This window comes from Sphingomonas kyeonggiensis (assembly GCF_030812785.1).
Taxonomy (GTDB): domain Bacteria; phylum Pseudomonadota; class Alphaproteobacteria; order Sphingomonadales; family Sphingomonadaceae; genus Sphingomonas; species Sphingomonas kyeonggiensis_B.
On the sequence record NZ_JAUSTJ010000003.1, the window covers coordinates 925985 to 945160 of the forward strand.

A 19176-nucleotide genomic window follows, 5' to 3' on the forward strand; every position below is an offset into this window, starting at 1 on the left:
CGTGCGGCGGTCCATTCCCTTGGCGATCACTTGGGCAGCTCCTGCGCTTCGCCGGTGAGGGTGAAGTCGGTCCATTGCCCCGGCGCGGTGCCCGGCTGGCCGCCGCCGATCCACAGGCGATAGGCGCCCGGGACGACCTGGCGGGTGCCGTCGCGCGACACGGTGCTGATGCTGCGCGGATCGAGGCTGAAGCGCAGCGTGCCCGCCTTGCCCGGCTTGAGCGCGATGCGCTGGAAGCCGACCAGCGCGCGCTGGAGCACCGGGGTGGTCATGCCGTTGCCGCGCGCCTTGCTCGCCGGCGGAATCAGATAGGCCTGGACCACTTCCTCACCCGGCCGCGCACCGCTGTTGCGCACGCGCACGGTGACATCGACCGGAGCCGCGGTGCTGCCTGCCTTGGCGGTCAGCTGGTCATAGGCGAAGCTGGTGTAGCTCAGGCCGTGGCCGAAGCCCCAGAGCGGGGTGCCGGTGAAGAAGCGATAGGTGCGCTCCTTCATGCCGTAATCGATGAAGGCGGGCAGGTCGTTGGTCGACTTGTAGAAGGTGACCGGCAGGCGGCCCGACGGGTTGTTGAGGCCCGCGAGCGTCTCGGCGATGGCGGTGCCGCCGCTCTCGCCCGGATACCAGGCGGCGAGGATCGCATCGGCCAGCGAGGGATCGACCGAGACGGCGCTGCCGCTGGTCAGCACCAGCACCACCGGCTTGCCGGTATCGCGCAGCGCCTGGAGCAGGCGTTGCTGGGCGAAGGGCAGGGCGATGTCGGTACGGTCGCCGCCGACGAAACCGGGCACGGTGACCTGCAGCGCTTCGCCCTCGAGGTCGGGCGACAGGCCGAGCACGGCCACCACGACGTCGGAGTCCTTCGCGGCAGTCACTGCCTGGGCGAGCAGCGGTTCGGCGGGCGGGAGCCATAGCAGGCGCAGGCCCTCGTCCTCGCCGGCATGGTCGATCTCCATGCGGAAGGCGTGGCGGTTGCCGTCGCTGGTGAAGGGAAGTTCCACGCGGCCCTTGCCGAGCAGGCCTTCATGCAGCGGCTTGCCATCGATCCACAGCCGCACGCTGTCATGCGTCTTGCAGTCCTTCCAGCAGGCGGGGATGTCTATCGCCAGCGTGTAGCGGCCCGGGCCCGGCGGCACGATCTCGCCCGACCAGCGGACGGCGAAGCCTTTGGGATCGAGCTCGGGCAGCGGCGCGACGCGGGTGTAGTTGAAGTCGATCCGGCGATCCTGGCGGGTGACGACCGGCGTGCCGGTCACCGTCGGGCTGGCGAAGTATTCGGCCTTGAGCCCCGGCTTTCCGTCGGCGGCGAACGCGGTCTCGGGCATCACGACGGGCGCGCCGTCGGCGAGCACCGAGCCCTGGGCATAGACGACATTGGCCGCGCCGAACTGGCGGCGGATGCCGTCGAGCGGAGTGACCGGCGCCTGGGCGGTGCCGTGGTAATTGCCTTCGAGCACGCCGAGATCGTCGGCATCGGCGCCGATCACCGCGATTCGGCTACCGGGCTTGAGCGGCAGGCGGTCGGCATCGTTCTTGAGCAGCACGATCGCCTTGCGGGCCGCATCCAGTGCCAGCGCGCGGTGCGCAGGCGTGCCGACTTCGCTCGGCTTGATGCCGTTCCACGGGCTGGTCGCACCGAAGAGCGTGCCGAGCGCCTGGCGGGCCGAGAGGGCGCGGGTGAGCGCCGTGTCGATCTCGGCCTCGCTGACCAGGCCGCGCTTCAGCGCCTGAGGCAGCGCGGCATAGGTGTTGCCGCAGTTGAAGTCGTTGCCGCCCTTGATCGCCGCCGCCGAAGCCGCCGCCGCGTCGAGCTTGTAATGGTGGAACATGTGGATGTTGGCGACGGCGTCGCAGTCGGAGACGGTGAAGCCGTTGAAGCCCCAATCGGTGCGCAGCCGCGTGTTCATCAGGTCGGACAGCGCGCAGGCCGGGGTGCCGTGGATCGAGTTATACGCGCACATCAACGAGCGCGCCTTGCCCTCGGTCACTGCGAGGCGGAAGGCGGGGAGATAGGTCGATTCCAGGTCCTGCGGGCTCGGGTCGACATCGAAGCCGTCGCGCCCGGCTTCGGGGCCGCTATGCACCGCGAAATGCTTCGGGGTGGCGATCACCTTGGGATATCTGGGGTCCGGACCCTGTAGCCCCGTGATGAAGGCGACGCCGAGATGACCGGTGAGGTACGGATCCTCGCCATAGGTTTCCTGGCCGCGGCCCCAGCGCGGATCGCGGAAGATGTTGATGTTGGGCGACCAGATGGTCAGCCCCTCATAGATGCGGCGGTCGGCGCCGATCGGGCGGGCGTTGAACTTGGCGCGCGCCTCGGTCGCGACTACGTCGCCGACCTGGTTCATCAGCGTGACGTCCCAGGTCGCGGCCAGGCCGATCGCCTGGGGGAAGACGGTCGCATAGCCGTTGCGGGCCAGGCCGTGCAGGCCTTCGTTCCACCAGTCATAGGCCGGGATTTCCGCCTGGACGTCGGCCGGCGCGGTGCTCTGGAGCTGCGCGGCCTTTTCCTCGACCGTCATGGTCGCGATCGCGCGGGCGACCGCATCGGGGTCTGGGTCGGCGGCGGCGAGAAGCAGGAACGGGATCATTTACTGGGGTCCTAGGGTACGCAAGGTCAGGGCGTTCTGCAGCGTCTGGGCCGAGGAATCGGAACGAACCTCGACCGTGACGCTTTCGCCGGGAAGAAGATCGAAGCCGTCATCGGCTGGCTGTGCCGCAGCGGCGCCGAAATCGAGCATGACCGCGCGGGCGAGCGCGGTGGCGGTGATCGTCACGCGCCTGCCGTCCCACTTCGCCGTCAGACCGGGGGCGGGATAGGCCATGTCCTTGGGCAGCGCGCGCTCGACGATCGTACGCGAGACGCTGCGGCCGTCGACCAGCAGCTCGGCTACGGCATAGCTGGCCGAGGGCGCGGCACCGGCGAACAGGTCGGCATCGGCGATGCTCGCGGCTTCCTGCGCGCCGAGCGGGGCGAGGGTGACCTTGCCGCCCTTCTCGCCGAGCGGTTTGCCCGCCATGTCGAAGGCACGGATGCGCCATTCCGCGGCGATGGGCCTGGTCGAGTCGGAGACCAGCGCGACGCGGGTGGCGCCGTCCTTGTGTTCGGTGACGATCGCCTGGGGCGCGAAGAAGCGCCTGGCGGCGTACTGGAGCAGCTTCCACTGGCCGTCATAGGAGATGCTGGCCCAGGAGATGGCGGGCCAGGTATCGTTGAGCTGCCAGTAGAGCGAGCCCATCGTCACCGGGCGGCAGGCACGGTGATGGCGCGCGGCCATGTCGATCGCCTGGGCCTGGTTGACCTGGGTCAGATAGACCAGGTCGGCAAAGTCTTTTGCCGGGCGCAGCCGCTGGTCGAGATAGAGCTGCAGCCGGGCATTGCCTTCGCCAGCGAGGAAGCGCTGGTGCGCCTTGAGCACCGGGCTGTCGATCGCGAGCGGCCCGTCGCCCGCGAAGTCGCGGATCGTGGACAGGTCCGGCATCGCCTGGAAGCCATATTCGGACATGAAGCGCGGGCAGCTGTCGAGATAGCGCTCGACCGGCTTGGAGCCCGACCAGACGTCCCAGAAATGGCGGTCGCCATCCTTGTCGGTGTCGGTCGGCGCTTCATAGTCCGTGGCGGGCGAGTTGTTCCAATAGGGCGTGCCGGGCGAGCGGGTGATCACGGCGTCGCGCAGCACGCGATCGAACAGCACCGCCATGCCCACGCCGATCCGCTCCTGCTCGTCGGCGCCGACGCGCTTCTTGAACGCCTTGCGATCGGACCAGTTATCCCAGCCGGCCAGGATCTCGTTGCCGCCCGACCAGGCGATCACCGAGGGGTGCGGCTGGAGCCGCTCGACCTGATCCTCGGCCTCGACGCGGACATTGTCGCGGAACTCGGCATCGGGGGGCGTGATCGAGCCGCCGAACATGAAGTCCTGCCAGATCATCAGCCCCAGCTCGTCGGCGATCTCGTAGAAACCGTCGTCGAGATAATAGCCGCCGCCCCAGACGCGGATCATGTTCATGTTGGTATCCCGCGCGCTCTGCAGGACGTGCAGCATCTGCGCGCGGGGCACGCGGCTGGGGAAATTGTCGAACGGGATCAGGTTGGCGCCCTTGGCGAAGATAGGCACGCCATTGACCATGAAGCCGAAGCTGCCGTCCTTGCGGATCAGCTCGACGGTGCGCAGGCCGGTCTTGCGGGTCACGCTGTCGGCCTTGCCGTCGCGATCGGAGAGCTGGCCGGAGACATCGTACATCGGCTGTGCGCCATAGCCGACCGGCCACCAGCGACGCGGGGAGGCGACGGTGAGCGGCACGCTGACTTCGTTGACGCCGGGCGCCACGGCGAAGCTGCGCGACACCGTCTGCGTCTTGCCGTCCGGGCCGGTGAGGGTGGTACGCAGCGTGAGCCGGGTGCTGGCGCCGGCCACGATGCGATAGCGCGCGACCAGCCGCGCCTCGGCATCGTTCAGCGCTTCCTGGTCGACGCGCATATTGTCGATCCGGGCATTGTCCCAGGCCTCGAGCCGGGCAGGGCGCCAGATGCCGATATTGACCAGGCGGGGACCCCAGTCCCAGCTATACTGGTATTTCGGCTTGCGGATGTAGGGGGAGGTCTGCTTGCCCTTGGGCTCGTCGCCAAACTCGGAATCATATTCGCCGGGCAGCGGATTGGCCTGGGCGAGCACCATCGGCTGGAGCGTGCGGATCGGCGAGGCGATCGCGATGACCAGCTCGTTGCGGCCGAGCCTGAGCGCAGACTTGGCGTCGATACGCCAGCGGCGATGCGCGTTGGCGGTGGTGAGCAGCTTCTGCCCGTTGAGCGAGACGGTGGCGAAGGTGTCGAGACCGTCGAACACCAGGTCGAGATGATCGCGCTTGAGCATTTCCGGGGTGACTTCGATCACCTTGCGGAACTGCCAGTTGGTGAGGCCGGCCCATTGGATCGGCGCCTGGTTGATCCCCTTGAACGGATCGGGCGCGCGGCCCGAGGCGATCAGGTCCTGCTGGACGCTGCCGGGCACGCGCGCGGCGAACCAGCTCGCTTCCCTGGGGTGCGTCTTCGCCGCTTCGGCATCGGCGGGATCGATCCGGACTTCCCACGCACCGTCGAGCGAGACGGCGTCGCGCGGGCCCGCCCAGGCGGCGGTGCCGGCGAGGAGCAGAGGCAGCAGGGCAAGGGTACGCATCTTTACACGGATCTTCACTTGCCGGCCTCCTCGCGCAGCGTCACGCGCTCGACCGCGTAGAAGGGATCGCTCAACGGCGAGGTGAACTGGAAGCAAAGATCCTCATCTCCTGGCATTGCCGGCAAAGCCCCCGAGAAGCTGAAGCGGGTCGGCGCCGTCGCGGGATCGGGCAGCGGGAAGGTCGCCACCACCACCGGCTTGACTGTCTTGTCCGTGGCATTGCAGCGCGCGCTGATCACCAGCTCGCCATATCGGCTCACCGCGAACTGGCCGATCTGCGAGCTATATTCATGCGCCAGGGCCCAGAGCCGGGGCAGCCGCGCGACTTCGACGGTGAAGCCCTTCGCCACGTCGAGCGGGGCGGCGGGGTAGCTGTAGCAGGTGTCGAACGGGTTGACGTTGAACGCCGGCGCATTTGCTGTCGCCTCGGCCGTCAGCGGCACGCGCAGCCAAGGTTTGCGGCCGGCGCAGCCGGTGAGGTCCGAGGCGGTGCGGGTGAGCAGCGCGGCGCGGCTGCTGTCATAGGCACGCGGCGCGGCGGTGGCGTTGCCGGCCTTGTCGAACGCCGCCGCACGGATCGTCGCGCCGGGGGCAAGCGTCAGCGGCCCCTTATAGGCCGGCGACTTGGCGGTCGGCACCTTGCCGTCGAGGGTGTAGCGGATCGTGCCATAGGGCGCCTGGGTCGCCAGCGCGACGCTCGCCTTGTTCGTCCGCAATGCTTCGCCGCGGGTGCCCGCCAAGGTGAACTCGACCGCGAAGGCGCCGTCGGCGACTTCCATGCCGGAGCGGCGCCAGCGTTCCAGCTGCGGCCCGACCCGATCGAGGAAGCCGGCAAAATCGCGCTTGTCCTTAGCCGACCAGGTGATCTCGGCGATCGCCGCGGCGCGCGGGAACAGCACATGCTGCAGCTGGCCGGGCGTGACGATATATTCGCTCCACGCATTGCCCTGCGCGCCGAGCACATGTTTGGCCTTCTCTGCGTCGATGCCGGCGGGCACCGGGTCATAGGCATAGACCTTGGCGAGCGTCTGGACCGGGAACTGACCCGGCGGCTCGTCGGCATGGTTGCTCTGCAGGCGGTTGAGATAGAGGACCGGATCGGGGCTCAGCACCACGTCGTGGTTCTGGTTGGCGGCCTCGACGGCGCCTTTCTCCCCGCGCCACGACATCACCGAGGCGGAAGCGGGCAGGCCGCCCTCGAGGATCTCGTCCCAGCCGATCAACCGGCGGCCCTTGCTGCCCAGATAGGTGGCGAACTGCTCGATCAGCCAGCTCTGGAGATGGTTCTCGTCGCGCAGCCCGAGCGCCTTGATCTGCGCCTGCACCTCGGGCGAGCGCTGCCACTGGTCCTTGATCGCCTCGTCGCCGCCGAGATGGATATAGGTGCCGGGGAACACGTCCATCAGCTCGTCGAGTAGCTGCTTGACGAACGCCACGCCCTTCGGGCCCGGATTGAACAGATAGGGGTTGATGCCCCATTGGTTGGAAACCGCCGGCGTGTCGCCGAGGATGCCCAGCTCGGGATAGGCGGCGACCAGCGCCTGGGCATGGCCCGGCAGGTCGATCTCGGGGACGATCGTCACGCCGCGCTCGGTGGCATAGGCGACGAGCGCCTTGAGCTGTGCCTGGGTGTAGAAACCGCCGACCCGCGGCCCGGGCGCGCCGCCGGACGAGGGACCGGTGCGCCAGGCGCCGACTTCGGTGAGCCTGGGATAGGCCTTGACCTCGAAGCGCCAGCCCTGGTCGTCGGTGAGGTGCAGGTGCAGCGTATTGAGCTTCACCGACGCCATCTGGTCGATGATCGCCTGGACCTGCTCGATCGGCTGGAAGTTGCGCGATACGTCGAGCATCAGCCCGCGCCAGCCGAAGCGCGGCGCGTCCTCGATCGCCACGGCGGGCACCTTGACCGGCTTGCCATGGGCACGGTCCGGGCTGAGCAGCTGGGAGAGCGTCATCGCGCCGTAGAGCAGGCCGCGGTTGCCGGAGGCGGCGATACGGATTCCCTTGGCATCTACGGTCAGGCGATAGGCTTCGTCGCCGGTCACCGAGGCGTCGCGAACCAGTTGGATCGCAGCCGGGCTCGATCCGGGGGCGAGCGTGATGCCGCGCTCGACCTTCACATGCGCGGCGAGAAGGCGTGCGGCGGCGGCCGCGCCGGCATCGCCTTCCGGAAAGCCGATCGGTGCACCGTCGCGCACCATATAGCCGCCGGCACCGGGCGTGACCGATGCGGGGAGGGGCGTGACCGGAAGTTGCTGGGCGAACGAGGCCGGGCTCGCCAGCAGCATTGCCCAGGCCAGATGTCGTGCCTGCCGAACCCCAGATTTGCCCATGCATTCCTCCCGCTCATGACATTTGGCTGAGCGGGCGGTGTAACCAATATAAGTCCTGTGGCACAATAGGGTCGTGCCCCAGCTTTGCCCCGCAAGGGCGTTGCGCAGGCGGACAAGCGTGCGAAATATTGATATTATAAGAGCTACCAATATAAATCCACCGCATGCCGTTGCCGCGGCAGGGCTGGTGCATTAGCTTCGTGGCCAACGGAGTGCGCAGGGGGCACGCCCGGGGAGGATTGATGGGATTTTCGGACCAGTTAGGACGTTTTCGCGAGGACAATCCGTCCCCGCTCTACCTCCAGCTGCAGCAGCTCATTCGCGACGGGATCGGCTCGAACGTGCTCGGACAGGGGGACGCGATCCCGCCCGAGCGCGACCTGGCGGCCGAATATGACGTGTCGCGCATCACCGTGCGCAAGGCGATTGGCGGGCTGGTCGAGGAAGGGCTGCTCACCCGCCGCCGCGGCGCGGGCACCTTCGTCGCCGGGCGCGTCGAGAAGAGCTTCTCCAAGCTCTCCTCCTTCACCGAGGACATGGCGGCGCGCGGCCGCAAGGCGAGCAGCAGCTGGATCTCGCGCGCGCCGGGCCAGGTCAATCCTGAGGAAGCGATGATGCTGGGGCTGTCGCCGGGCGCGCCAGTGCTCCGCTTCGCACGCATCCGCTATGCCGATGACGAGCCGATGGCGCTCGAATTCTCGACCATCGCCGGCTATTGCCTGGCCTCGGTCGATGCGGTCGAGGACTCGCTCTATGGCGCGCTCGACAAGGTCGGCAATCGCCCGGTGCGCGCGCTCCAGCGGCTGCGCGCTGTGCCCTTCGGTACCGAGCATGCCAAGATGCTGGGTGTCGATCCCGGCCATGCCGGGCTGCTGATCGAGCGCCGCGCCTTTCTGCGCGACGGCCGGCCCGCCGAGGTCACGCGCTCCTATTATCGGGGCGACGCCTATGACTTCGTCGCCGAGCTGAGCGACATCTGACCCTTTCTTCCAATTGCCATCGGGCCGCATCGTACCGCGGCCCCAGTCGGAGTTTCGCCATGGATCGTCGTCAACTCCTACGGGGGAGCGTCGGCGTCGGCGCGCTGTTGGCGGCGCCGATCGGCACGGCGGAGGCGAGTGCGAAGGACGCGGGCGACGGCGACGGCTTCCCGATGCCCCGCCCGCTCGCCACGCTGGCGCCGAGGCTGTCCGAGGGCGATCCCTCGCGCACGCTGCTCGAGCTCGGCTGGCGCTTCCACGAGGGCGATATCCCTACGCCGGAGCCGCAGGGGCATCACGAGACCTATCTGAGCGTCAAGGCGGGCAACGCGCTCGGCGCGGCGGCGATCGCCTATGACGACAGCGACTGGCGCGAGGTGCGGCTGCCGCACGACTGGGCGGCGGCCCAGCCTTTCGTCGAGACCGCCAATGTCTCGCAGGGCTATCGTCCGCGCGGGATCGGCTGGTACCGCCGCACGCTGCGGCTCGACCCGGCGGACCAGGGCAAGACGCTCGAGCTGCACTTCGACGGCATCGCCACCAACGCGACGATCTGGATCAACGGCAGCACCGTCGCGCACAACTGGTCGGCCTATAACAGCGTCCATGTCGACCTGACGCCGTTCGCCCGCTTCGGCGACGAGACCAATGTGATCGCGATCCGCGTCGATGCCGATGCCAAGGAAGGCTGGTGGTACGAAGGCGCGGGGCTCTATCGCCATGCCTGGCTGGTGCGGCGCGCGCCGGTGGCGATCGTCAGCGACGGGGTGCACTGCGATCCGCGCAAGGTCGATGGGCGCTGGCAGGTGCCGGTGACCGCGACGCTGCACAATGTCGCGCGCATCGCGGCGGCGGTGACGGTCGAGGCGGTGCTGCTCGATCCCGAGGGGCGCGAAGTCGCGCGGGGCGAGACGCTGGTGTCCGTGCCGGTGCTCGACAGCGCGGATGGTGTGCTGCGGCTCGATGCCGGGTCGCCGCGGCTTTGGTCGGTCGAGGAACCGACGCTCTACACGGTGCGCACCCGGGTGCTGGAGGACGGCGCGGCGATCGACGAGCGGCGCACCGCGATCGGCTTCCGCACCATCCGCTTCGATGCCGATCAGGGGCTGTTCGTCAACGATCGTGCCGTCAAGCTGAAGGGCGTGTGCCTGCACCAGGACCATGCCGGGGTCGGCGTGGCGGTGCCGGATTCGCTGCACCGTTGGCGGCTCGAGCGGCTGAAGGAGATGGGCTGCAACGCGATCCGCATGTCGCACAACGCGCCGACCGCCGAGCTGCTCGACTGGTGCGACCGGATGGGCTTCCTCGTCATGGACGAGAACCGGCTGTTCAATCCGGCGCCCGACTACATGGCGCAGCTCGAATGGCTGGTCCGCCGCGACCGCAACCATCCGAGCGTGATCCTGTGGTCGGTGTTCAACGAGGAGCCGATGCAGGGCACCGGCGCCGGTGTCGAGATGGTCCGGCGGATGATCGCGGCGGTGAAAAAGCTCGACGACAGCCGTCCGGTGACCGGGGCGATGAACGGCTCGTTCTACAACGCGGTCAGCGTTGCGGGCGAGTTCGACGTGATGGGCTTCAACTATTACCAGGCCGATTACGACAAATACCACAAGCTGCATCCGAACCAGCCGATCACCAGCTCGGAGGACACCAGCGCCTATGAGACGCGCGGCGCCTTTGCCAGCGATCCGGCGAAGCACGTCCTCACCTCCTACGATACCGAGGCGACGAGCTGGGGGGCGACGCACCGGGACACCTGGAAGAACATCGCCGAACGGCCCTTCGTCGCGGGCGGGTTCGTGTGGACCGGGTTCGACTATCATGGCGAGCCGACGCCCTATGCCTGGCCGACCATCGCCAGCTTCTTCGGCATCCTCGACCTGTGCGGCTTCCCCAAGACCGCGTTCGACATCCACCGGGCACACTGGACCGACGACAAGGACGTGGTGGCGATCGCGCCGCACTGGACCTGGCCGGGTCGTGAGGGCGAGCCGATCAAGGTCTTCGTCAGCTGCAATGCCGAGACGGTGGCGCTGCGGTTGAACGGGCGCGAGCTCGGCGTTCAGAAGGTCGATCGCATCATGGGCAATGAGTGGACCGTGCCCTATGCGCCGGGCCGGATCGAGGCGCTGGCGATGCGCGGCGGCAAGGTCGTCGCCCGGGCCGTGCACGAGACGGCGGGGGCGCCGGTCGCGCTGCGGCTGACCCCGGCGCGCGGCGTGATGGCCGGCGACGACGAGGAATGCCAGGCGATTACCATCGACGCGGTCGACGCCAAGGGACGGCACGTGCCGTCCGCGAACCTGATGACGCGCTTCACCGTCGAGGGCGCGGTGATCCTGGGTGTCGGCAATGGCGACCCGAACAGCCACGAGCCCGAGCAGGTCGCGCCGGGCGCGGGATCGCGCTCGCTGTTTAACGGGCTGGCGCAGCTGCTGGTCCGCGCCGACACGGGCCGCGGGCGGATCACCGTGCGGGCGCAGGCCGAGGGGCTGGCGCCGGCGGTGCTGACCATCGCCCGGGCCGAGGTGGCGCCGCGCCCGCAGGTGGCGGTGGTGCCGCAGGTTCTGGACCTGCGCGAATGGCGGCGCTCGCCGGTGCTGGCGGAGAAGCCCGCCCCGACCTTGGCGCCGGCGGATGGCGACAACAACAGCTGGGACTTTGTCCGCAGCGGGGTGCCGACGCCGGCCGAGGCGCAGCCGGGCTGGCGGGTCTATCGCACCCGGGCGACGCCGTGGAAGCGGGTGGCGGCCGAGGGCGGCGTGATCGCCTTCGAGGCGATCGGCGGCAAGGCCGAGCTTTGGGTCGACGGCACGCTGCGGGCGACCAAGGCCGGCGCTGCGCCGGGGCCGCTCAGCGCGGCGCTGCCGGCGGGGAAGGGGCCGCGGGCGGTGGTGCTGCTGGTCGAGGCCGCGCCCGGCGCGGCTTCGGGGCTGCTCGGCACGGTGGCGATCACGCCGCGCTGAGGCGGCAAACATTGCTAAGGTCGTGCACTGTGCGTGTTGCTGCGCGCTTTCCTATCGTGCGCGCCGGGGCGACTCGGCAAAGTTCACTAAGTTCATGCCAGGAGCGGGTTTTCGCGGCGGCTATTTTCCCTGTTTTCCCGGGAATGCGGCGCATCTCGCAACATGTTTGCGAGGGGGTGATCCTATCTTTCCTACGGGGTCAAAGAGCGGCCGGGTTTGTGACGCGGCTGCGGGAGCCGAGCAGGCGGAATCCTATTTTGCAATAGGTGCTGCCTGGCTGAGGTAGCGGCAGAGAAACCCTGGGCCCCGGCTTTCGACGGGGAACTGAAGGGGATTTAAGCCGCCGTGAGCAGACCCTCGGCGCCATTCGAGGCGAGGAGCAGGTGGACCACGCCCTCCGAGGGATGGGCGACGGTGCGGACGCCGAGCGCCACCAGCGCCGGCTCTGCCGCCTTGGCAGGCTCGCACAGTTCGACGCGGAGGCGGTTGCCGAGGAGGCGGGCGCCGAGGACATTGTCGGCGCCGCCCAGCGCGGCCAGCGCGGCCGGAGTGAGCGTCGCCTGACCGGCGGGTGCCGCCACCGGCGCCGGGGCGAGGGCGGTGCCGCCCAGCGCCAGCGCGTCGCGGATCTCGACCGCGACCGAGTCCGCGATCGGGCCGAGCACGACCTGGAGCGCGTTGGCCGAGGGGCGGATCACGCCGCGGGCGCCGAGCGCCTTGAGCATGGGCTCGTCGACCTGGGCCTGGTCCTTGACCATCAGGCGCAGGCGGGTGGTGCAGGCATCGACGCTGGTGATGTTCGCCGCGCCGCCGAGCGCACGGGCGAAGGCAGGGCCGCGCTCGCCGGCGATGGCGGCCGCGGATGCCGGCACCGCCGCCTCGGGCTCGCGGCCGGGCGTCTGAAGATTGAAGCGGCGGATGACGAAGGAGAAGATGCCGTAATAGAGCCCGAAATAGACGATGCCGACCGGGATCAGCAGCAGCGGCCGCGTCGCCTTGCCGAAGTTCAGCACATAGTCGAACAGGCCTGCCGAGAAGCCGAAGCCGAGCTTCACCCCGAGCAGGTCCATCACCACCATCGCGATGCCGGTGAGCACCGCATGCACCGCGAACAGCGCGGGTGCGAGGAACATGAAGCTGAACTCGATCGGCTCGGTCACGCCGGTCAGTGCCGAGGTGAGGGCGAGGCTGAAGAGCATGCCGCCCACCGCCTTGCGGCGCTCGGGCCGCGCGGCGCGGTATATGGCGAGGCAGGCGGCGGGCAGGCCGAACATCATCACCGGGAAGAAGCCGGCCATGAACGCGCCCGCGCTGGGATCGCCGGCGAAGAAGCGGCGCAGGTCGCCATTGGCGCCGTGATAGTCGCCCTGGACGAACCAGAAGACGTTGTTGAAGATGTGATGGAGGCCGGTGACGAGCAGCAGCCGGTTGATCAGGCCGAACAGGAACAGGCCGATCTCGCCCGCGCCGGTGATGCCATGGCCGAGCCCGTCGATCCCGGCGCTCAGCTGGGCGAAGCACAGGCCGATCAGGCCGGCGATGAGCACGCCGGCGAAGCCGCTGACGATCGGCACGAAGCGGCGCCCGCCGAAAAAGGCGAGATATTCCGGAAGCTTGATCGTCGAGAAGCGGTTGTAGAAGATGCCGCCGATCAGGCCGGAGAGGATGCCGATCGGCACGTCGAGCCGGGCGATCGCCTTGGCCTTCCAGGCGGCGGTGGTCAGCTCGAGCAGCGGGCCTTCCATGCCGGCGGTGACGTCCGCGGGCACGGTGAGCAGCACCTTGGCGGACTCGGTCGCGACGAGGAAGCAGGTGATGCCGGCAAGCGGCGCGGCGCCGTTGCCGTCCCTGGCATAGCCGGTGGCGACGCCGATCGCGAAGAGCAGGCCGAGATGCGAGAAGAGCGCGTCGCCCGCGGCGCTGATGAAGGCGATATCGAGCAGGTCGGGCTGGCCGAGGCGGAGCAGCAGGCCGGCGACCGGCAGCACTGCGATCGGCAGCATCAGCGCCCGGCCCAGCGGCTGGAGCAGTTCCAGGATCGACTTCATGCGGTGAACTCCCGGGCAAGAGCGCGGACATCGGCGGCGGTCGCGCAGGCGAGCGCTGCCTGGGCATGGGCACGGACGGCGTCGAGGGTGAGACCGGAGACCAGAGCCTTGATCTCGGGAACCATAGCAGCGGTGGAGGACAGCTCGGTCACGCCCAGGCCGATCAGGATCGGCACGGCGAGCGGATCGGAGGCAAGGCCGCCGCACACACCGGTCCAGCGGCCCTTGCTGGCAGCACCCCGGCAGGTATCGGCGATCAGGCGCAGCACGGCGGGGTGGAGCCCGTCGATCGCACTCGCCACGCTGGCGTTGCCGCGGTCCATCGCCAGGGCATATTGGGTGAGGTCGTTGGTGCCGACCGAGAGGAAATCGGCTTCGGCGGCGAGCAGGTCGGCGGTCACCGCGGCTGCGGGCGTCTCGACCATCACGCCGAGCTCGACCGCTTCTGTGATGCCGAGATCGGCGCGGACCTTGTCGAGCATGTCCCGGACGCGGCGCAGCTCGTCGATCCCGGCGATCATCGGCACCATGATGCGGCACTGGCCGACCGGCTGGACGCGCAGGATCGCGCGGATCTGGTCCTCGAGCAGCTGCGGATGGGCGAGGCCGACGCGGATGCCGCGCAGGCCCAGCGCCGGATTCTCCTCGGCCGGGATCGGCAGATAGGAGGCGGGCTTGTCGCCGCCGATATCGAGCAGGCGGACGATCAGCGGGCGGCCGGCGAGCGTGTCGGCGATCGCCTGATAGTCCGCGGCCTGCTCGTCGACGCTCGGCGCGGTGTCGCGATCGAGGAACAGGAATTCGGTGCGCAGCAGGCCCGAGCCCTCGGCGCCATTGGCGATGGCCAGCTCGGCATCGGCGCGCGAGCCGAGATTGGCGAAGACTTCGATGCGGGTGCCGTCGGCCATGTGGCAGGGCCGGACCGCGGCGGCGAGCGCGGCGGCGCGGCGCTCGGCGCGATCGGCGACGGCCAGATGCGCTTCGGCGAGCGCGGCTGCGTCCGGCGCGACATGGAGCCTGGCGAGGCCGGCATCGAGGATCAGCGGGGTTTCCTCGCCGATCTGGCGCAGCACCGGGCCGAGCGAGACGAGCATCGGCAAGCCGAGGCCGGCGGCGAGGATCGCGGCGTGCGAAGTCGGGCCGCCGCGCTCGACGCAGAGGCCGATGACCTGATCGGGATCGAGCGCCGTCACCTGCGACGGGAGCAGATCCTCGGCGAGCAGGATGGTGTTCGGCGGGAAGGCGAGCGGCGCTTCGTCGGTACCGGCAAGGACCAGCAGGACGCGGCGTTCGAGGTCGCGCAGATCGTCGGCGCGCTCGGCGAGGCGGGCGTCGCCCGAGGCGGTGAGCGCCTCGGCCTGGGGCGCGATCGCGGCGCGCCAGGCCTGGCCGGCGCTGGCGCCGTTCCGGATGGCTTCGGCGGCGTCGGCGAGGATGCCGTCATCGTCGAGCATCGCGCGGTGCGCCTCGGCGATGGCGCGCTGGGCGCCGTGCGCATGCCCGATCTCGCCGTCGAGCCGGGCGGCGAGGGCGGCGCGGGCGGCGTCGAGCTGGGCCTGTTCCTCGGCCGCGCCCTTGCTGGCCGTGTCGACCTGCACTTCGGGCAGGCGGAAGCGGCGGGCCTGGCCGACCGCGAGTCCTGGGGCGGCGGTGACGCCGTTGAGCTTGCCGTCGGCGGGGAGGGCGGTGATCTGCGGCGCGGCGGCGATGGGGGCTGCGGGCTTGGGGGCGGCGGCGTGGCCCTTCTCGCCCATGCCGCTCTCGATCAGCGCGGCGAGCGCGGTAGCGGCCTGTTCGGCATCGGGGCCGGTGGCGGCGATACGGACCTCGTCGCCGAACGCGATGGCGAGCGTCAGCAGGCCGACCGGGCTGCGTGCGCTGGCGGTACGGTCCTGCTTGCTGAGGGTGACGTCGGCGGTGAGGCCGGCGAGCAGGTCGCGGATGTGCGCGGCGGGACGGGCATGGATGCCGTGGACGAGCGGCACGGTGACGACGCGCTCTACGGTCTCGCCGGTGAGCGGCGTGGTGGTGGTCGCCGCGGCGGCGAGGCGGGGTTCGAGCGCGAGGATCGCGTCGCCGACCTGGACCGGGCCGTCGGCACGGGTACGGACCAGCGTGTGGCCGGGCGTCTCGAGCAGCAGCACCGGGGTGACCGCCGAGGGGGCGGCGCAGACGATCGTGTCGAGATCGAAGCGGATCAGCGGATCGCCCGCGGCGACGCGGTCGCCGACCGCCACGCAGGGGGTGAAGCCTTCGCCCTTCAGCGCCACCGTATCGAGGCCGACATGCATCAGGATCTCGACGCCGTCGGCGGCACGGATGGTGATCGCATGGCCGCTCGGCTGGAGCACGGCCACTTCGCCGTCGCACGGCGCGTGCAGGCAATCGCCGGTTGGGTCTATCGCGATACCGTCTCCCAGCATGCGCTGGGCGAAGACGGGGTCCGGAACCTCGTCTAGACCGGAGAGCCAGCCGGCGAGCGGGGACGCGAGAAGGATCCGCCCCCCGGGCGTGTCATCGAGCGGCGGCGGCAGCGATTGCGTGGGCAGGGCGTGTCTCCCGAGAGTCAGGCGATGCGGGTGCCGGCGATCCAGGTGCCGGCGGGCTCCAGATCGCGGGTCAGCTGGACCCAGTCGGCGACGAGGCCGGGCGCGAGCGCGCCGCGCTCGTCGCTGAGGCCCAGAAAGGCGGCGGGGCTGGTCGCGGCCATGATGGCGGCGTCGGCATGCGACAGGCCGATCCGGTTGACCGCGTTGCGGAAGGCGCCGGCCATGTCGAGCGCCGAGCCGGCCAGCGTGCCGTCCTCGCCCAGGCAGCGCCCGCCATCGACGAGGATGCGGCGGCCATGCAGGTCGAACTCGGCGACCTCGGCACCGACGCAGGGCATCGCATCGGTGACGAGCATGAAGCGATCGTGCGGCCGGGCGCGCATCGCGATGCGGACCGGGGCGTCATGGACGTGGAAACCGTCAAGGATCAGGCCGCAATAGATGCTCTGGTCCTCCAGCGCCGCGCCGACCACGCCGGGCGCGCGGTGGAGCAGGGGGGACATGGCGTTGAACAAATGCGTGACCCCGGTCATGCCCGCGGCGATCGCGGCCTTGACGACGTCATAGCTTGCATCGCTGTGGCCGATGCTGAGGATCACGCCGGCATCGTGGAGCCGGCGGATGTCCTCGAGCGAGACCATCTCGGGGGCGAGGGTAAGCATCACCTTGCCGCGGCGCGGGCGGGTGAGCAGTTCGAGCAGGTCCGCGTCGAGCAGGCGGAACTTGTCGGCGTCATGGATGCCCTTGCGGGTGACGCTGATGATCGGGCCTTCGATATGGACGCCGATGCAGCCCGGCACGCCGGCCGCGATCGCGGCCTCGGCGGCATCGAGCGCGCGGGCGATCACCTCGGGCACGTCGCTGATCAGGGTCGGCAGGAAGCCGGTGGTGCCGTAGCGGGCATGCGCGCGGCCGATCGCCGCGATGCCTTCGACATCGGGCGCATCGTTGAACAGCACGCCGGCGCCGCCATTGACCTGGGTGTCGATGAAGCCGGGGACAAGCCAGCCGCCGTCGAGGTCGATGGTCTCGTCCGCCTGCGCATCGGGAAGGATCGCGGCGATGCGGCCCTGGGCGACCTGGATGGTCGCCTGGTCCAGCACGCCGCCGGGCGTGACGATATGCCCGTTGGTAAAGGCGTGGGCAGTCATCGCGTCTCGGTCACCTTCTTGAGGTAGAGCGGGCGATCGGGATCGTGGCCGCGCGCGAGCGAGAGCGCATTGGCCATGTGGTAGAAGCTCTGGACCATCAGGATCGGCTCGATCGCGGGATGGTCGGGGAGGGCGGGCAGGCTGCCGCCGCCCTTGGCATCGGCAACGCAGAGCCGGGCACCGCGCTCGGCGAACTCGGCCGCGGCCTCGCGGACGCTGTCGCCGGCGGGATCCGAGGTGGCGAAGGCGAGCACCGGGAAGCCTTCCCCGACGATCGCCATCGGGCCGTGGCGGACCTCGGCGGCGCTGAACGCCTCGGCATGGAGCCCGCAGGTCTCCTTGAACTTGAGCGCGGCCTCCTGGGCGATGCCGAAGCTGTAGCCGCGGCCGATCACGAACAGATTGGTCGCGTCGCGCAGCGCGGTGACGGCGTCGCTCCAGTCGAGCGTGCGTGCGGCCTCGAGCTGCTCGGGCAGGCGGGTGAGGGCGGCGGCGAGGGCATCGTCGCGCGCCCATTCGGCGACCAGCGCGACAAAGGCGGCGAGCGCGGTGATATAGGATTTGGTCGCGGCGACCGAGCGCTCGGGGCCGGCCTTGAGGCCGATCAGCGTGTCGGCGAGCAGCGCGAGCGGCGAGCTCTCGTCATTGACGAAGGCGACGACATGCGCGCCGGCTTCCTGGTGCGCGCGGACGGTGGCGAGCAGGTCGGGGCTGCGGCCGCTCTGCGAGATGGCGATGCACAGCGCCGAGCCGGGGGCGACCGGCGCGGCGAACACCGACGCCACCGACGGGGCGGCGGAGGCGACGGGGATGCCGATGAAGGTCTCGATCAGGTATTTGCCATAGCTCGCGGCATGGTCCGACGAGCCGCGGGCGCAGGTGACGATGCGCGCGGGCGGGTTGGCGCGGAGCCGCGTCGCCAGCGCCGTGAGGGCAGGCTCGTTCGCATCGACCAGACGGCGCACCGCCTCCGCGGCCTCGGCCGCCTCGGTCTCCATGAGCGTGGCGGTCACCCCCGCCTGCTGCTCGTCAGCCCCCATCTGTACACCCTGTGTTACTATCGAAGCGGACGGGAATAAGTCATATATTGGTACTGTTCAAGGTTCTATGCTCGTCGAGAATGCGCCGCATTGTGGATACTTTTGCGGGGTCGGTCTGGAGGCTCGGGCCGGTCTGGAAGCCGAAGCGCTGCTCGGCCTCGCCGGGGGTGCCGGAAGGGCTGCGGCACGAGGCATGGACCTCGGGCACGCCGGTGGCGAGGATCGCGGGCAGGTTGGCGGCATCGATGCCGCTGCCGGCGAGGATCAGGATGCGGCCCTCGGCCCGGCGGACCAGCGCGGCGAGCATGTCGAGCGCGTCGGCGGCGCGGGGCTGGCCGCCCGAGGTGAGGATCCGGTCGAAGCCGAGCGCGATCGCGGTGTCCAGGGCCTCCAGCGGATCGGGGCAGAGATCGAAGGCGCGGTGGAGGGTGAGCGACAGCGGCCGGCCGGCTTTGGTGCCCTCGGCCCGGGCATGCGCGACCCAGGCGGCGAGGAGGCCCGCATCGAGCTTTCCGGCCGCGTCGCTCGCGCCGATCACGACGCCGGCAAGGCCCGCCTCGGCGGCCAGGCTAATGTCGTCGGCGACCAGCGCAGCCTCGCCGGGGCTGTAGCGGAAGTCGCCGTCGCGGGGGCGGGAGAGGAGATGGGCAGGGATCGGCGCAGCGGCTGCGCGCGCGACCAGCGAGCGGGGCGGGGTCAGCCCGCCGACCGACAGCGCGGCGCAGAGTTCGAGCCGGTCGGCACCGCCGGCGATGGCGGCGTCGATCCCGGCAAGCGTGTCGATGCAGATTTCGAGCATTGGGGCTCCAGGTCAGGGGTCGGGCAGCGTCATAGCCGCGGCTGGTGCGGAAGCCCAAGGGGTTGCGAAGCGGGTAGGAGTATCACGCCCGCCTAAGGGCAAATGCGCTACGCGCAATCTCGGGATG

The 19176-nt window shown here is 69.9% G+C and carries 10 protein-coding genes; 2 read left to right on the forward strand and 8 right to left on the reverse strand.

Annotated features, from left to right (window positions below):
* Nucleotides 1-26 precede the first annotated feature (26 nt).
* The 3 genes from J2W22_RS21735 to J2W22_RS21745 are packed head-to-tail and all read right to left on the reverse strand — an operon-like array spanning nt 27 to nt 7513.
* Nucleotides 27-2594, reverse strand: coding sequence for a glycoside hydrolase family 3 C-terminal domain-containing protein (locus J2W22_RS21735; RefSeq protein WP_307120364.1), 2568 nt, complete (start codon nt 2592-2594; stop codon nt 27-29).
* Nucleotides 2595-5180 (reverse strand): beta-mannosidase, encoded by a 2586-nt coding sequence (locus J2W22_RS21740; protein ID WP_307120700.1) that lies wholly within the window; start codon nt 5178-5180, stop codon nt 2595-2597. It lies immediately after the preceding gene.
* Between the two features lie 14 nt (nt 5181-5194).
* Nucleotides 5195-7513 carry a beta-N-acetylhexosaminidase gene (locus tag J2W22_RS21745; RefSeq protein ID WP_307120365.1) on the reverse strand — a complete coding sequence of 773 codons (2319 nt, stop codon included), beginning with the start codon at nt 7511-7513 and terminating at the stop codon, nt 5195-5197.
* Nucleotides 7514-7755: 242 nt separating this feature from the next.
* Between J2W22_RS21745 and J2W22_RS21750 the strand changes: the two genes are divergently transcribed.
* Together J2W22_RS21750 and galA are read left to right on the forward strand one after the other, a co-directional pair.
* Complete coding sequence (locus tag J2W22_RS21750; protein ID WP_307120366.1) at nt 7756-8493, forward strand: GntR family transcriptional regulator; 738 nt, start codon at nt 7756-7758, stop codon at nt 8491-8493.
* 59 nt (nt 8494-8552) lie between these two features.
* Complete coding sequence (gene galA, locus J2W22_RS21755; RefSeq protein WP_307120367.1) at nt 8553-11462, forward strand: beta-galactosidase GalA; 2910 nt, start codon at nt 8553-8555, stop codon at nt 11460-11462.
* Nucleotides 11463-11797: 335 nt separating this feature from the next.
* Here galA and nagE read toward each other — a convergent pair whose 3' ends face one another.
* From nagE to J2W22_RS21780, 5 genes are all read right to left on the reverse strand, one after another.
* Entirely contained in the window at nt 11798-13510 is a 1713-nt protein-coding gene (gene nagE, locus J2W22_RS21760) for an N-acetylglucosamine-specific PTS transporter subunit IIBC (RefSeq protein ID WP_307120368.1), read from the reverse strand.
* Nucleotides 13507-16008 carry a phosphoenolpyruvate--protein phosphotransferase gene (ptsP, locus tag J2W22_RS21765; protein ID WP_307120701.1) on the reverse strand — a complete coding sequence of 834 codons (2502 nt, stop codon included), beginning with the start codon at nt 16006-16008 and terminating at the stop codon, nt 13507-13509. Before ptsP ends, nagE begins: the two co-directional genes overlap by 4 nt.
* A 68-nt stretch (nt 16009-16076) precedes the next feature.
* A complete protein-coding gene (gene nagA, locus J2W22_RS21770) occupies nt 16077-17210 on the reverse strand; it encodes an N-acetylglucosamine-6-phosphate deacetylase (protein WP_307120369.1) in 1134 nt (377 codons plus the stop codon).
* Nucleotides 17207-18250, reverse strand: coding sequence for an SIS domain-containing protein (locus tag J2W22_RS21775; RefSeq protein WP_307120370.1), 1044 nt, complete (start codon nt 18248-18250; stop codon nt 17207-17209). Before J2W22_RS21775 ends, nagA begins: the two co-directional genes overlap by 4 nt.
* A gap of 40 nt (nt 18251-18290) precedes the next feature.
* Complete coding sequence (locus J2W22_RS21780) at nt 18291-19049, reverse strand: copper homeostasis protein CutC (RefSeq protein WP_307120371.1); 759 nt, start codon at nt 19047-19049, stop codon at nt 18291-18293.
* Between the last annotated feature and the right edge of the window lie 127 nt (nt 19050-19176).